The organism is Rhizobiaceae bacterium, from assembly GCA_023953845.1.
Classification (GTDB): domain Bacteria; phylum Pseudomonadota; class Alphaproteobacteria; order Rhizobiales; family Rhizobiaceae; genus Arvimicrobium.
The window spans coordinates 493,042-507,868 of sequence record JAMLJC010000002.1; the positions used below are offsets into that span (position 1 = coordinate 493,042).

General features: G+C 63.2%; 14 protein-coding genes. 13 read left to right on the forward strand and 1 reads right to left on the reverse strand.

All coding sequences use genetic code 11. From position 1 onward, the window contains the following. Positions 1 to 3: 3 nt before the first annotated feature. From M9955_24420 to M9955_24430, 3 genes are all read left to right on the forward strand, one after another. Positions 4 to 1,329: an HlyD family type I secretion periplasmic adaptor subunit gene (locus M9955_24420; protein ID MCO5084791.1), complete on the forward strand. Its 1,326-nt coding sequence runs from the start codon at positions 4 to 6 to the stop codon at positions 1,327 to 1,329. Between the two features lie 153 nt (positions 1,330 to 1,482). Beyond that, on the forward strand, positions 1,483 to 1,794 hold the full coding sequence (locus M9955_24425) for a helix-turn-helix domain-containing protein (protein MCO5084792.1): 312 nt from the start codon (positions 1,483 to 1,485) through the stop codon (positions 1,792 to 1,794). A gap of 57 nt (positions 1,795 to 1,851) precedes the next feature. Then, positions 1,852 to 3,279, forward strand: coding sequence for a hypothetical protein (locus M9955_24430; protein MCO5084793.1), 1,428 nt, complete (start codon positions 1,852 to 1,854; stop codon positions 3,277 to 3,279). Positions 3,280 to 3,306: 27 nt separating this feature from the next. On the opposite strand, the gene M9955_24435 is transcribed toward M9955_24430, so the two are convergent. Beyond that, positions 3,307 to 4,212, reverse strand: a complete 906-nt coding sequence (locus M9955_24435) for an NAD-dependent epimerase/dehydratase family protein (protein MCO5084794.1) — start codon at positions 4,210 to 4,212, stop codon at positions 3,307 to 3,309. A gap of 144 nt (positions 4,213 to 4,356) precedes the next feature. Here M9955_24435 and M9955_24440 point away from each other — a divergent pair, with 144 nt between their 5' ends. From M9955_24440 to M9955_24485, 10 genes are all read left to right on the forward strand, one after another. After that, on the forward strand, positions 4,357 to 5,127 hold the full coding sequence (locus tag M9955_24440) for a SapC family protein (GenBank protein ID MCO5084795.1): 771 nt from the start codon (positions 4,357 to 4,359) through the stop codon (positions 5,125 to 5,127). 38 nt (positions 5,128 to 5,165) lie between these two features. Continuing rightward, a complete protein-coding gene (locus tag M9955_24445; protein MCO5084796.1) occupies positions 5,166 to 6,305 on the forward strand; it encodes a glycosyltransferase in 1,140 nt (379 codons plus the stop codon). 122 nt (positions 6,306 to 6,427) lie between these two features. Continuing rightward, entirely contained in the window at positions 6,428 to 7,402 is a 975-nt protein-coding gene (gmd, locus tag M9955_24450; protein MCO5084797.1) for a GDP-mannose 4,6-dehydratase, read from the forward strand. A 12-nt stretch (positions 7,403 to 7,414) separates the two neighbouring features. Further along, entirely contained in the window at positions 7,415 to 8,434 is a 1,020-nt protein-coding gene (locus tag M9955_24455) for a GDP-mannose 4,6-dehydratase (protein MCO5084798.1), read from the forward strand. Next, a complete protein-coding gene (locus M9955_24460; protein ID MCO5084799.1) occupies positions 8,431 to 9,588 on the forward strand; it encodes an FkbM family methyltransferase in 1,158 nt (385 codons plus the stop codon). The genes M9955_24455 and M9955_24460 overlap by 4 nt, the downstream gene beginning before the upstream one ends. Next, a complete protein-coding gene (locus tag M9955_24465) occupies positions 9,585 to 10,898 on the forward strand; it encodes a glycosyltransferase family 4 protein (GenBank protein MCO5084800.1) in 1,314 nt (437 codons plus the stop codon). The genes M9955_24460 and M9955_24465 overlap by 4 nt, the downstream gene beginning before the upstream one ends. Before the next feature lie 11 nt (positions 10,899 to 10,909). Then, complete coding sequence (locus tag M9955_24470) at positions 10,910 to 11,563, forward strand: acetyltransferase (GenBank protein MCO5084801.1); 654 nt, start codon at positions 10,910 to 10,912, stop codon at positions 11,561 to 11,563. A 12-nt stretch (positions 11,564 to 11,575) separates the two neighbouring features. Beyond that, positions 11,576 to 12,736: a DegT/DnrJ/EryC1/StrS family aminotransferase gene (locus M9955_24475; protein ID MCO5084802.1), complete on the forward strand. Its 1,161-nt coding sequence runs from the start codon at positions 11,576 to 11,578 to the stop codon at positions 12,734 to 12,736. A gap of 18 nt (positions 12,737 to 12,754) precedes the next feature. Further along, positions 12,755 to 13,792: a glycosyltransferase family 4 protein gene (locus M9955_24480; protein MCO5084803.1), complete on the forward strand. Its 1,038-nt coding sequence runs from the start codon at positions 12,755 to 12,757 to the stop codon at positions 13,790 to 13,792. Next, entirely contained in the window at positions 13,789 to 14,826 is a 1,038-nt protein-coding gene (locus tag M9955_24485) for a glycosyltransferase family 4 protein (protein ID MCO5084804.1), read from the forward strand. Before M9955_24480 ends, M9955_24485 begins: the two co-directional genes overlap by 4 nt. Position 14,827 lies beyond the last annotated feature (1 nt).

Genomic DNA, 14,827 nt, shown 5'->3' on the forward strand with positions numbered 1-14,827 from the left:
AAGATGAGCGAGCAGAAAACAGAGCCCAAGAACGGCGTCCTGTCCGCCAGCAAGAGCTGGTTCGGTCCGGCAGCCATCGGATATGCAACGATTATCGTTGCATTCGGCGTATTTGGCGCGTGGAGCGCCTATGCGCGGGTGGACAGCGCGGTCATCGCGTCCGGCGTCATTTCCGTGGAATCCAACCGCAAGACCATCCAGCACTATGAGGGCGGGATCATCCGGGAAATCCGGGTGAAGGAGAACGAGTTCGTTCAGAAGGACCAGGTGCTGTTCGAACTGGACCCGACCGAGGCGCGCGCCAATGTGGCGATGATACGGGCCCAACTCGATTCGGCGCTGGCTCTGGAAGCCCGGCTCGTGGCCGAGCGTGACAATGCCGAAGCGATCGCCTTCCCGGAGGAGCTTCTGAACCGTCGCGACCAGCCGGTGACCTCCGCTTCGATCATCGACCAGCAGAAACAGTTCGACCAGCGGCGGGACGCGTTGTCGGGGCAGATGGCCATCCTTACCTCCCGCATCGAACAGCTCAACACCGAGATCAGCGGTCTGGAGCAGGAAGCGGCCGCAACCCGCCGCCAACTGGTCGCCATCGACGACGAACTCGAATCCAAGCAGGAACTCTACAAAAAGAACCTGATCGCCAAAAGTCAGGTGCTGGCGCTCGAGCGGGAGAAGGCGCGGCTGGAAGGTGTCGTCGGACGCTCCGTCGCCGACAAGGCCAAGGCCGAAGGTTCGATCGGCGAGACCAACCTGCAGATTCAGCAGCTCGAAAAGCAGTTCCTCGAAGACGTGAACTCGCAGATCCTGGAAGCACGCCAGAAAATCTCGGATCTCCGGCAGCGCATGGTCGTGGCGACCGACGTGTTCACGCGCCTTGTCGTCAAGGCGCCGCTCGCGGGCTATGTCCAGAATCTCCGCGTCTTCACGCAAGGCGCGGTAATCCAGTCGGGGCAGCCGCTCCTGGACGTGATCCCGGTGGATGAGCCCCTGATCGTGCAGGCGCGCGTCTCGCCGCTCGACATCGAATCCCTGAAGGTTCACATGCAGGCGGAAGTTCGCTTCCCTTCCTTCAAGGCCCGCGACTTCCCGGTGATATTCGGCACGGTTCGCTCCATTTCAAACGACCGCTTCGTCGACGAGGCGAATGGTCAGGCCTACTATCTGGCGCTTATCGAGGTCGACGACAGCAAGATCGAGCATGCGCATGAGCAATTGATCGCCGGCCTGCCGGCGGAAGTCATCGTGCCGACCGGCGAGCGCACCGTGGCACGCTACCTGATCGATCCCCTCATCGACAGGATGCGCAAGAGCTTCCGCGAACATTGATATCGGGCGCGAATCATCACGGCATCGTCAGAAGTCGTGATGAATCTGTGTTGTTTGCGACTGTTGATTTCGCTATACTTGCCATGGGAAGCGACCTGCGGGCGTCAAGATCCGCATGTCTCGGGGTGGTCTCTATAGCCGGGTGTATCCGCCGTGTACACGAATCCGCAAAAGCTCAACGAGCCGCATGTGCAACGCCTGCGGCAGGATGCCGGACGCTGGCTCAAGGAACTGCGAGAATCAAAAAAGCTGACGCAGCGTGACCTCGCATTGCGGGTTGGCGCGGAGTATTATACGTTCATTTCCCAGCTGGAGAACGGGCGAGGGCGTATTCCACCGGATCGGTATGCGGACTGGGCAAAAGCACTTGACGTTCCCGTGCGTCCTTTTGTTAAGAAGATGATGAGTTTTTACGATCCGGTTACCTACGATCTCCTATTCGAGAGCGAGCAATCGGAAGACTGATTCGGGCCGTGCGGGCGCTATGATGCGGTCCGGCGCTTCGAAGGAGACTGCTGCCGCATGACATTCTCAGCACACAACGTCGTGAGCCTGTTCAGGGCAAAGCCGTCGATTCGTGACTGGGACAATTCGGAACTGGCGCAGTTCTTTCGCGTCGAGGCGGCGCTTCGGCAGGCGGGCATTTTCGTCGACACGCAGCGCGGCGTGACGGACGAGGGTGATCCCTGGTTCGTCTATTGCAGGCAGGACAATGGCGACGTCTTCCTGCATATTGCGCGGTTCGACGGTTTTTACGTCGCGGCGAGCCCGACCATGAGCGGACCGCTCGTGCGCAAGAAGTTCAACGAGCTTCTGGACGAGCTCGTCCGCGACAATCCGGTGATCCTGCAGCCTTCCTCGAACAGGCGGCCCGGTCCGGATCTCTACATACACCCGTCGACGATGCTGATCGCCGCGGTCGCCGCGCTCTTCTACAAGACCGCGCCGATAAGGGCCGAGGACCATGGCGACAACCCGCTCCGCCAGTCGGAAGCGCGAAGCGCCCAGGGATTCGGCATGCTGTCCGACGTCTATTCGGTCGCGCTCGTTTCGGCGATGGCGATCATCGCGGTCCTTCATCATACGCACGCCGAGAATGTGGTCGTCGAGGAGAATCATCAGGAGCAGCAGGCGCTGCTCGACGGGATTCTCTTCAACCTCGGCTCGAACCACAACGATCTGCCTGCCTTCGAAGGCAATGTCGAACCCACGGGGCTGATCGGTGGCGTCGCGCAGGCCGCTACGGAGGTCGTTCTGGCAAACCAGGTGCAGGACAATCTGCCCTCTGCCAACGATACCGCCGTTTCCTTGCAGAGCCTGTTCGGCAAGTTTGCCGATACGATCATCGCCGCCAGCAGCGCCGTGACGGAGACGGCTGAACTTGCGGTGGCGGAGCGTCATATTGCCAGCAACGACAGTCAGACGGTCCGGAGCGAGGCTCTCGGCGGAGAAGGCGGAGACAAGGTTCTCCCCGCGCATTCCCCGTCCAGCTCCGCTTTCGTGATCGCAGCGGCTGCGACGCCGGACTTCAAGAACGATCAGCCGCAGCCTGTCCAGCAGGTGAGCGTCGCGCCTTCCGACCAGACCGCGAAGGAGCCGGCCGTCGTGCAGGTCGCCGCCCTGAGCGCCGTTCCGACGGCCACCGACGTGCTGACGTCGTCGCTGCAACTCGATACGTCTGCCGTCACGAAGGGAGGCAGTCTCGATCCGGCCGTTTCGCAGCCGTCCACCGGTGGCGAGAGCACTACGGTCGACAGCATCGTTGAAACGCCGCCGGAGCCTGTCTTCTATAATTTTGTGCAGGCAGCAGGAATGGTTGTGCTGCTCTCGTCCTCGCATACGACGGCCAGCACTTCGGCCACGACCACCGGCATGGAATTGCCGCACCAGTCGATCGACGTTCCGCTGCTCGGCATCATGGACGATGGCCACCTTCTGGCCGTTGCCTGAACCTCCGGTTATCCCGTTCGTTCGATCTTAGCCGCGCGCTGATGTTTCGACGAATGCATGCGCCATGCGATGAAGGTCATGGGCTGGCTCGACCCTGGGGCGCCAGCCGAGCTTGCTCAGTCCGGAGACATCGACGCGAAGATCGCCAAGCAGTTTTTCGGCGAAAGATTTGAGGCCGATGGCACGGAGCGCGCCGCGGAGCAAGCCGGCCGGGACGTCGATGAGGCCGGGAGGGCGGCCGAGGCCGTCCCGGATCGTCGTGACCAGTTCTCTCAGTGACAGGTCTCTTCCGTCGCTGGCGTGAAGGATAGTCGCGCCTGCGCTGATGGCCGGCGCGGTTGCCAGAAAATGCAATGCGTCGACGAGATTCGTCACTCCGATCATCGACCGGCGATTTTCGACTGCGCCGAAGGGCAAGGGAAAAGGCGAGGCGCATAATTTCAGCAGCAGGCCGAGATCGCCCTTCGGGTCGGGACCATAGACGAGAGGCGGTCGCACGATGACCGTTTTTTCCAGACCGCCGTTCGCCAGAAGTGCTGTCTCCCCGGCCGCCTTCGATCTTCCATAGGCGCTCACCGGCTTGCGCCGCATGTCCGGCGTCAGCATGCCGGCGTTTCCGCCGACCACGGCGATAGAGGAAACGAAGACGAAGCGGGGCACTGCCGCGTCGGCCGCCGCGATACCGAAGTTCTTCGTGAACTGGTGGTTGGCAAGGTCGAAATCCGCTTCCGAGAGACGGCGACGGCGCGGCGTCAGGCCGGCGCAGTGGATGATTGCAGAACAGCCGTCGAGCTGGCGCGACAGCTCTGCCCGCGCGCTGCTTTCCAGCAGGTTTCGTTCGATGCGCCTGACCGAATGACCGCGGTGCTCGAGCTCCGCGACAAGCGTCCCGCCTATGAAACCGTGGCAGCCGCTGACTGCGATCGTCGTCAAATCGTTCTCCATCGGTGTCTGTCTTTCGGGATTGCGCTTTGCTGCATTCGCGTCAACAGGTCGATATCCTTGAGTTGTTTTATCCTTCGCAATAACTGACGTTGCCGCAGCGATTTCGATCCTGCCGCAGGAGGACCCCCGGAATTGGCATCTTACATCCCGTTGAACAGGATCGAGCATGCAGCCCGGCAGTGGCGTCGGCCTGTCGGCTACGCTTTCGCTGCGGAGGAAACGATCATACCGCTGGCGGCGATCGAAGCGGCGCAGGCCGCTGCGGAGCTGCCGCTCGCCTTTGCAAGCGTCGACGGGGTGACGCAGCTTGTCGCGGTCATGTCCGCGAAGCCGGGAAGGAACTGGTTCGTCGGCTCAGACGGTCGATGGCTGGGGCAATACGTGCCTGCGCTGTTTCGCGCCTATCCGTTTCGCCTCGCCTGCGCAGACCCCGGCGGGCAGTTCGGCTTATGGATCGCGAACGAACCTTCATCCGCGGTGGACGGTGAGCCGATCTACGATCAGGCCGGCGAGCTCACGCCCCGGGTGAAGGCGATGGCGTCGTTTCTGATGACGTTCGAGAACAGCCGCCTCCAGACGCAACGGGCCTGCGCCGCTCTCGAGAGTGCAGGCGTCCTCGTGCCGTGGACGATCAGGCTGCGCGCTGTCGATGAACAGGAGGAGGTGCTGGAAGGCTTGCTGCGGATCGACGACGGAGCGTTGTCCGATCTTTCCGACGATGCATTTGTCGGTCTGCGCCGCGCGGGCGCGCTCGGTATCGCGCATGCGCAGCTTTTATCCGTCTCACGACTGGACATACTGGCGCGCCTTCCGAAGGTTGCCGCCATGCTGGGCGTATGGGAGAATAATCCCTATCCGGATCTCGGCTTTCTGCGACCGTCGGACGATGACGTGATTTTCTGAGGCTTGATCCGCGATTGCGGACAGCTTATGCCGTTGGAATGTTGAGGGTTCTCGCTTTCGGGCGGTTTCTGGACGACAAGCCGGGGGGCATCCAGAGCCACGTCGAACATCTTTTTCACGCGATGAAGGGCTCGGTGGACTACGTCCATCTCGTGCCAAGTCGCGAATGGAAAGACGCGCGCCTGACCCTGCACGGATTCCCCGTGATCCGGAAACGCGGCATCGATATCGACGGCACCGTCGCGATCTCGCCTGCGCTCGTGTCAGAGGCGTGGCGCATAAGCCGGGAGCAGACGTTCGATCTGGTGCATCTGCACTTTCCCGACCCGATGACGCACATTGCCTCCATGGCGGTCCCGTCTTCGGTCCCGAGGGTCATCAGCTGGCACGCCGACATCGTGCGGCAACGCCTGATCCTGCCGTTCTATCGACCGTTCCTGAGAGCCGCGGCGCGCAATGCAGCCGCCATAATCGCGCCGACGCCGCGTCATCGCGATGGCTCGCCCATCCTGTCGAAAGTCACTGATCAATCGAAGATCAAGATCGTGCCTTACGGGTTCGACCTGAGCCCATTCACGGTTCCGGCTCCTGGCGCCGCCGACCTTAGAGCCCGGTTCGGCAGCCCGATCATCTTCACGATGGGTCGGCATGTCAGTTACAAGGGTTTTGACGTCCTCATCCGCGCCATGGCGGAAGTGCGCGGCGATGCGCAGCTTGTCCTCGGCGGAGAGGGGCCGTTGACGGTGGAACTGCGCCTGCTGGCTGAGCGTAGCGGCGTAGCGAAACGCGTGCATTTTGTCGGCATGGTGCCGCCAGATCAACTGGCCGCGTATTATCAGGCCTGCGATGTGTTCTGTCTGCCTTCGGTCACCGTCGCGGAGGCGTTCGGCATCGTGCAGGTGGAGGCCATGGCGAGCGGCCGGCCGGTGGTGAGCACGAAGCTCAACACCGGAGTCGACTATGCCAACCAGGACGGCGTCACCGGCTTCACCGTGACGCCGGGCGATCCGCATGAACTGGCTGCCCGTCTCAACCTCCTGATCGAGGACAAGGCGCTTGCCGACCGCATGTCGGCCGCTGCGCGAGAGCGGGCGCTTGGCGTCTTCACGCTGGAGCAGATGCGCGATCGGACGCTGGCGGTCTACAACGAGGCCGCCGCGCAGCGCCGTTCGCGCTGAGAACGCGCCTTTCCGGTTTGCGGTCGACGTATATTTCCACTAGAAGGCCGGCATCTCTGGGCAACACATGAGGCGCGGCCATTTCCGGCCCGCCTGTCACACTCCGTTCGAAAAGAGACTGCATGCGTAAAGCCTTGATCACCGGCATTATGGGCCAGGATGGCGCCTATCTTTCACAATTCCTGCTGAGCAAGGGGTATGAAGTCTATGGCCTCGTTCGCAGGTCGAGCACGGTCGACGTGCGCGACAATCGCCTGCACTGGCTGGGCGTCGCGGACGCTGTGAAGATCGTGGACGGCAACCTGCTGGAGCTTTCGGGACTGATCCGGTCCGTCCGCGAGATCGCGCCGGACGAGGTCTACAACCTTGCCGCCCAATCCTTCGTCCGCACCTCGTGGCAGCAACCGATCCTGACCGGCATGGTGACCGGCATCGGCGTCGCCAACATGCTGGAAGCGGTCCGTATCGAAGCGCCGCAGGCCCGGTTCTATCAGGCATCGTCGTCGGAGATGTTCGGCCTCATCCAGGAGCAGGTGCAGAACGAAAAGACGCCGTTCTACCCGCGCTCGCCCTATGCGGTCGCGAAGGTCTACGGCCACTGGCTGACGGTCAACTACCGCGAGAGCTTCAACATTCACGCCTCCAGCGGCATCCTGTTTAATCACGAATCGCCGCTGCGCGGCATCGAGTTCGTGACCCGCAAGGTCACGGACGGCGTGGCGCGCATCAAGCTCGGGCTCGCGAACGAACTCCGTCTCGGCAATATCGACGCCAAGCGGGACTGGGGCCATGCGCGCGACTACGTTCAGGCCATGTGGATGATGCTGCAGCAGGACGAGCCGGACGACTACGTCATCGCCACCGGCGTCACGACTTCGGTGCGCGAGATGTGCCGCGTCGCGTTCGAGGCCGTCGACCTCAACATGGACGACTATCTGGTTATCGATCCTTCGCTGTTCCGCCCGGCCGAGGTTGATGTGCTGCTGGGTGATCCATCCAAGGCGCGCGCCAAGCTCGGCTGGGAGCCGAAGGTGACGTGGCAGGAGATGATCCGCGAAATGATCGAGGCGGACCTGAAGCGCCTGTCGAGGCGATAGGTATCAAGGACCATGGCAGCGCCGAAAGCGCCACATTCAGGTCCTTCAGCGCGCCGCGTAGTCATCACCGGCGCCTTCGGTTTCGTCGGCCGCTGGCTGGCGACCGAGCTTTTTGCGCGCAATCCCGGGATTGAGATCGTCGGCTGGGGCCTGCGCGGGGAGGGCGCGGACCAGATTCCCGGCGTGCGCCGCATGGGTGTCGATATTGTCGACCGTGCCGCGGTTTTTGCCGCCATGGCCGAAGTCATGCCCGCCGCCGTCATCAATCTTGCCGCGATCGCCGCGCCGCGAGAGGCCGCCCTCGATCCCGACCGGGCGTGGAGGGTCAATCTGTTCGGCGCGATGAACGTGGCCGAAGCGGTTCTGGCGAAGGCGCCCGCGGCGCGCTTTGTCCAGATCAGCAGTTCGGAAGTCTATGGCGGAAGCTTTGCGCGAAAGGCCGGGCCGCTGGACGAGAAGGCCGCGCTGGAGCCACTGAACGTTTATGCGCTGACCAAGGCTGCTTCGGACCTCGCGGTCGGCAAGCTGGCGCATGACGGATTGAAGGCCGTGCGTTTCCGACCTTTCAATCACACAGGCCCGGGACAGGGCGAAGCCTTCGTCGTGGCCGCGCTGGCGAGCCAGATCGCGCGAATAGAGCAGGGCCTCAAGGCTCCGGTCCTTCACATCGGCAACACCAATGTCAGCCGCGATCTCCTGGATGTCCGCGACATCGTGAAAGCCTACGCCTCGACGGTGACGGATGATGACCTGCCGGCAGGCGAAGTCCTCAATCTCGCCTCAGGCGTTGCACATGGTATCGGGGACATCGCCGACCGGCTCTGCGCCATGGCGAAGGTCAAGATCGCCATCGAGGTCGATCCTGCTCGGGTGCGCGCCAACGATCTTGCGCGGACGCTGGGGGATGCCTCGCGCGCAAAGGCTCTGCTCGGATGGCAACCCGTCATACCGATCGAGCGGACGCTCCGTGACGTACTCGACTTCTGGCGCGAGAAGGCCGCTGCCGAACGCAAGGAAACCGGCACCAGATGAACGCCGAGGGTCCTTCCATGGACACGCATGCCATGCCGGTTCCGCTCAGGCCGGCGAGGCTCGAACTGCGCATGCGCAATGAGCTAGACTCGCTCGCCGCCGAACACGGCAGCGGTGCATTCAACTTCGTCTTCGCCGGAGGTGGCAAATTGTCCCGATTGCGCTCGAAAGCCAAATCCGCCCTGCGCGCCCCGGCAGACATGGTGCGCCGGTTCCTGAACGCGCCGGTTCGGACGATGCTGACGCAGGTGGAGCAGCGCATCGACCACAACGAGATCCAGCAGCAGGCGCTGATGAACCGGGTGGACCAGCTGACACGGATGTTCGGCGCGCGGATGGACGAGTTCGAGGTGAAGATGCGGCCGCTGGTCACGCTGGACGACGCCTATGCGGTGCGTCTCGGCGACGGCTATATACTCGTGCCCAGGGACGAGCCGGCCTTCGTGCTCATGCTCGCCGATGCGACCACGGGAGGGCTCGAGCCGGGCACCCGGGCGTGCCTGAAGCGGGTGCTGCAACCGGGCGACACGGCGGTCGATATCGGCGCCAATATCGGGCTGCTCACCATGGCCTGCGCGCGCGCCGTCGGTTTCGGCGGAAAGGTCTTCAGTTTCGAGCCCGAGAAGCGGATGGCGGACCTTCTGGAACGTACGATCGCCATGAACGGGCTGGCGCAGGTGAAGCTTTTCCGGCAGGCGGTCAGCGCCGAGCCGGGTACGCTGAGCTTCAACGTGTCGACGATACCGGGCCATTCGTCCCTGTTCGCGCTGCCGGAGAACGAAGCCGGCCATGTGCAGGAGGTCGAGGTCGTGCGGCTCGACGATGTCGTGCCCGCCGGCCAGCGCGTCGATCTGGTCAAGATCGACGTGGAGGGCGCGGAGATGGAAGTCGTGAAGGGCATGCGCCGGATACTGGACGAGAATCCGAACATCGTCGTTGTCGCCGAGTTCGGCATCTCGCATCTGCGTCGCGTGGGACGCACATCGGGCGACTGGTTCAGCGCCTTCGAGGCGCACGGGCTGAAAGGCTTCACCATCGAGGAGCCGGCGGGAACCTGTAAACCGGCCGAGATCGAGCGGCTGGAGGCGATCGAGTCCGCGAACATCGCCTTCGTCCGGCCGGGAACGACCGCCGAGAAGAGGTTGCTCGCTTGAGGATCGGATGGGTCACACCGCTGGCGAAGACGTCCTCTATTGGAAGCGGGGGCCTTCGCATCTGCGACGCGCTCGCGGAGCGCGGGCATCTGGTCCACATCATCCGGTCCGAGGTGAGGGATGTGCTCGATACGCCGCATCAGGAAACGCCGCATCGTGTGCTGACCTGGCGCGACGTGCCGCTCAAGGAGGCGAAGCAGAGCTATGATGCGGTCTTCGTCAACATCGGCGACAATTTCAATTTCCACGCCGGTATCTTCGAATATCTGAAGGAGCCGTTCGCCATAGGCATCTTCCACGATTTCTATCTGTTCAACCTGTTCAATGGCTGGCGGCATTCGCTGGGACTGACGGCGAATCAGGCGGTGCGCGAGATCGTCACCACCTATGGGCCTGCTTCCAGCGAGGCAGCGCTGCGCGCCATACGCGGCGAGATGGACATCACCGAGCTTTCGCAGGCCGTTCCCATGACCGAATGGCTGGCGAAGCGCTGCGCCGGTGCGATTGCACATGCGCAATTCTATGTGCCGCGGCTTCTGTCGACCTGCGCGGGTGTCGTGGAGGTGCTCAACCTGCCTTTCGCTCGGCGCGACATCCCGCCGGCGGTGGCGAGGGACGGACGCCTGACGGTCACGACGGTCGGCGTCGTCAATCCGAACAAGTGCGTCGACGCGGTCATCGACGCGATCGGTCAATCTGCCGCGCTGCGGGAAAAGGTCCGCTATGTCGTCGCCGGTGCGGCCGATGACGCCATGCGCGCGGCGCTCGAAGGCAAGGCCAGGGAGCTGGGTGTCGATTTCCAGCTGCTCGGCCGCATTGAGGACGACCGGCTGATGCAGGTGCTCGACGAGGCCGACATCATGTGCTGCCTGAGGCGTCCTGTTCTTGAAGGCGCTTCGGGCTCGGCGATCGAGGCGATGTTGAGTGGCCGCGCCACCATCGTCGCTGACGCCGGCTTCTATGGCGAACTGCCGGACCGCTACGTCACCAAGGTGCCTGCGGACTTTTCGCCCTCGGATCTGGCGCGCGCCATCGAAGGACTAGCCGCCGACGCAGAGAGCAGGTTGCGCATGGGTGTCGAGGCGCGCTCCTGGGCTCTCGAAACGTTTTCAGGAGATGCCTACGCGGTCATGCTGGAAAGCGTCGTGCGGGATCAGGCGCGGCTGGAACCCTATCTGGAACTCTCCGATCGCGTGGCGAAAAGGCTGGCAAGGCTTGGCTTCGGCGGGTCGAGCAAGATCATCGGACGTTTTGCGGCCGCCATTGACGGCATGCGGCAACCGGACCCGCAGTCACCTCATAGGGTCTGAAAGGGATCGACGTGACGACGGAAAACGCAAGACAATCGGCAAAACCCAGGCTGGTGGTGCTTGGCGGCGGCGGCCATGCCAAGGTGGCGATCGAGACGATCCGCGACGCCGGCCTCTATAACATCGCCGGCTTTCTGGATCGGCCTGCCGCAGGCGATATGGTGTTGGAGGTCAGACGTCTGGGCGACGACTCCCTGCTGCCGTCGCTCGCCGCATCCGGCATAACGCATGCCTTTCCGGCCGTCGGCAGCAACAAGGTGCGGGTGCGGCTCGGCAGAAGAGCCCGGCAGACCGGCCTGGAGCTTGCCAACGCGATCAGCCCGTTCGCCTATGTGTCCAAATCGGCGCGTATCGGAGACGGGGTACTGGTCGTCGCGGGCGCCATTCTAAACGCTGAGACGATCGTCGAGGATTTCGCCGTCATCAATACCAATGCCAGCGTGGATCACGACGGGCATATCGGCATCGGCGCGCATATCGCGCCGCGCAGCGTTCTGGCAGGCAAGGTGACCGTCGGCGAGCAGGCGCTGGTCGGCGTCGGTGCGACGGTCTTGCCGGACGTCACGATTGGTGCCAATGCCATTATCGGCGGAGGATCTTGCGTGGTATCGGACATTCCGGACGGAGCCACGGCATATGGCGTGCCCGCACGGGTCGTTTCGTAGGAGCTTTTGACCATGGCAGCGAAGCCGCTCGGACAGACCGAGACAAAGCAGGATGCCGACAAGCATCTGTCGGCGCGGATACCGGTCGCTGCGCCGGTTCTGGACGGCCGCGAGGCCGAATATGTGCAGGAATGCATCGAGACCGAATGGATCTCGTCCAACGGCCGCTTCATCGGCGCCTTCGAGAAGGCTTTTGCCGAATTCTGCGGCGTGAAACACGCCATCGCCACCAATAACGGCACGACCGCGCTGCATCTGGCGCTGGTCGCGCTGGGCATCCGGCCGGGCGACGAGGTGATCGTGCCGACGCTGACCTACATCGCGTCGGCGAACTGCGTGCGCTATTGCGATGCCGTGCCGGTGTTCGTGGACAGCGAATCGCAGTCCATGAACATGGACCCGGCCAGCGTCGCCGCCGCGATAACCCCCAGGACAAGTGCGATCATCCCCGTTCATCTCTACGGCCATCCGGTGGATATGGACCCCATCCGCGAGCTCGCGAAGAAGCACGGGCTCTTCATCGTCGAGGATGCGGCGGAGGCGATCGGCGCGGAATACAAGGGCAAGCGTGTCGGCGGTCTCGGCACCTGCGCGACGTTCAGCTTCTTCGGCAACAAGATCATCACCACCGGCGAGGGCGGCATGGTGACGACCGACGACGACGAGCTGGCGGCGAAGCTGCGGCTTTATCGCGGGCAGGGGATGGACCCCGAACGGCGCTACTGGTTCAACGTCATCGGCTATAACTACCGCATGACCAACGTGGCAGCCGCCATCGGTCTGGCGCAGATGGAGAAGGTCGACCAGCATCTCGGCCGCCGCGCGGAGATCGCCTCGCTCTATCGCCAGAAGCTCAGCGCGCTTGCGGACCATATCGAACTGCCGACGACGGCGAACTGGGCCAAGCATTCCTACTGGATGTATGTGATCACGCTGAAGGACAGCGTGAAGAAGTCGCGCGACGAGGTTATGGCGGCGCTCGACAAGGAGAATATCGAGACCCGCCCGGTCTTCTATCCGATGCACGACATGCCGCCCTACAAGGAGGATCGCTCCTATCCGGTTGCGGACCGCCTCTCGGCTCGCGGCATCAACCTGCCGACGCATGGACGCATGACAGAGCGCGACATCGATCGCATCGTTGCTGCGCTGACGCGCGCCGTGGCGAACTGAGCGGCACGGATCGCCGGCTTGCGCATCGTTCTGGCGTCATCCTTCGTGCCGTTCGTCAATGGCGGGGCGCGCTTCATCGTCGAGTGGCTGGAGCAGCATCTCGTCGAGCACAGCCATCAGGTCGAGCGCTTCTATCTGCCGTTCATCGAGCATCAGGACCACATCCTCGAACAGATGCTCGCCTACCGGATGATGAGCATCGAGGACCATTCCGACCTCCTGGTGACCTTCCGTCCGCCGGCCCATGTGCTCAGGCATCCGCGCAAGGTGGTGTGGTTCATCCACCACATCCGTTCCTTCTACGACCTCGCCGACACGGTGCATCGGGGCTTCGCCAACACGATGAAGGGCAGGGCGGTGCGTGACGCGCTGGTCGATGTCGATACGACGACGATCCTCGAAGCGGAAAAGGTCTTCACCAACTCGCAGGTGGTCGCGGATCGGCTGAAAAAGTTCAACGGCGTGCGGGCGACGCCGCTCTATCCGCCCGTTTTCCAGCCCGAGCGTTTCCACAACGACGGCTATGGCGACGAGATCGTCGTTGTCTGCCGCGTGGAGGCGCACAAGCGGCAGGCGCTCCTGATCGAGGCCATGCGCCATACGAAGACGAGGGTCCGGCTGCGGCTGTGCGGGGTGAGTTCGAACCCGGCCTATGACGCGGAAATCCAGAAGCTGATCCGGGGAAGCGGCGCGGCAGACAGGATCGCCTTCGACAATCGCTGGATTTCCGAAGAGGAGAAAGCGGAGAAACTGGCGCCGGCGCTGGCCGCCGCCTATCTGCCCGTGGACGAGGACTCTTACGGCTATCCGAGCCTCGAAGCGGCGCATTCGCGCAAGGCCGTCATCACCACGTCCGATTCCGGCGGCGTGCTGGAATTCGTAGAAGACGGCCGCAACGGCTTCGTCGCCGAGCCGACCCCTGAAGCTGTCGCGCATGCAATGGACCGGCTGCATGCCGATCGCGCGATGGCGGCGCGCATGGGCGAAGCCAGCCACGAGCGGCTGCGCGAGTTGAAGATCGACTGGAACCACGTTGTCGAGAGCATCGTGTCATGAAGGTGCTGGTCGTCAACAACGCGGTGCCCTTCATCTGGGGCGGGGCCGAGGAACTCGCTCGCAACCTCGTGCTCGCGCTCAACGCCACCAAGGGCGTTTCCGCCGAACTCATGCGCATGCCGTTCAACTGGGTGCCGAACGAGCGGCTGGTGGACGAGATCGTCCTCAATCAGGCGATGCATATTCCCAATGTCGACCGCGTCATCGCGCTGAAGTTTCCGGCCTATCTGATACCGCATCAGCGCAAGACGCTGTGGATTCTCCATCAGTTCCGGCAGGCCTACGATCTGCGCGATGCGGGGCAGAGCCCGCTCGGCAACGATCCGGACAGCCGCGCCATCGTCGAGGCAATCCATCGCGCCGACAATGAGTGTTTCGCCGCCTGCCGTCGCATCTTCACCAATTCTCCGGTGACGCAGAACCGGCTGAGGCAATACAACCGGCGCAAGTCGGAAGTGCTCTATCCGCCGCTGAACGACGAGGCGTTGTTCCGGCCGGGCGAATATGGCGACTACATCTTCGCCGGCGGCCGTGTCGCCGTGGGCAAGCGGCAGCGGATGCTGATCGAGGCGATGAAGCATACCAAAAGCGGCGTGCGGCTGGTGATCGCCGGCCCGCCGGAATCCGACGATATCGTCCGCGATCTCACGGAGCTGGTCGAGCGGGAAAATCTCTCGGATCGCGTTACTCTGAAACTGGCGTTGCTGTCGCGGGAAGAGATCGCCGGACTGGCGAACAATGCACGGGCGGCCGCTTATCTCCCGTTCGACGAGGATTCGCTGGGCTATGTGACGATGGAGGCGTTCGCCTCCGGCAAGGCTGTACTGACCACAACCGATTCCGGCGGTCTGCTGGAGATCGTAAAACACGAGCAGACGGGCTTCGTCGCGGAACCGACGCCGGAGGCTGTGGCCGCGGGGCTCGACGCCCTCCACGATGCGGCGGCGGCCCGCAGCTACGGGCAGGCCGCCGCCGCGCTGTGGCAGAAGAAGAACCTCACCTGGGCGAAAACCGTCGAAAAGCTGCTGTCCTGAA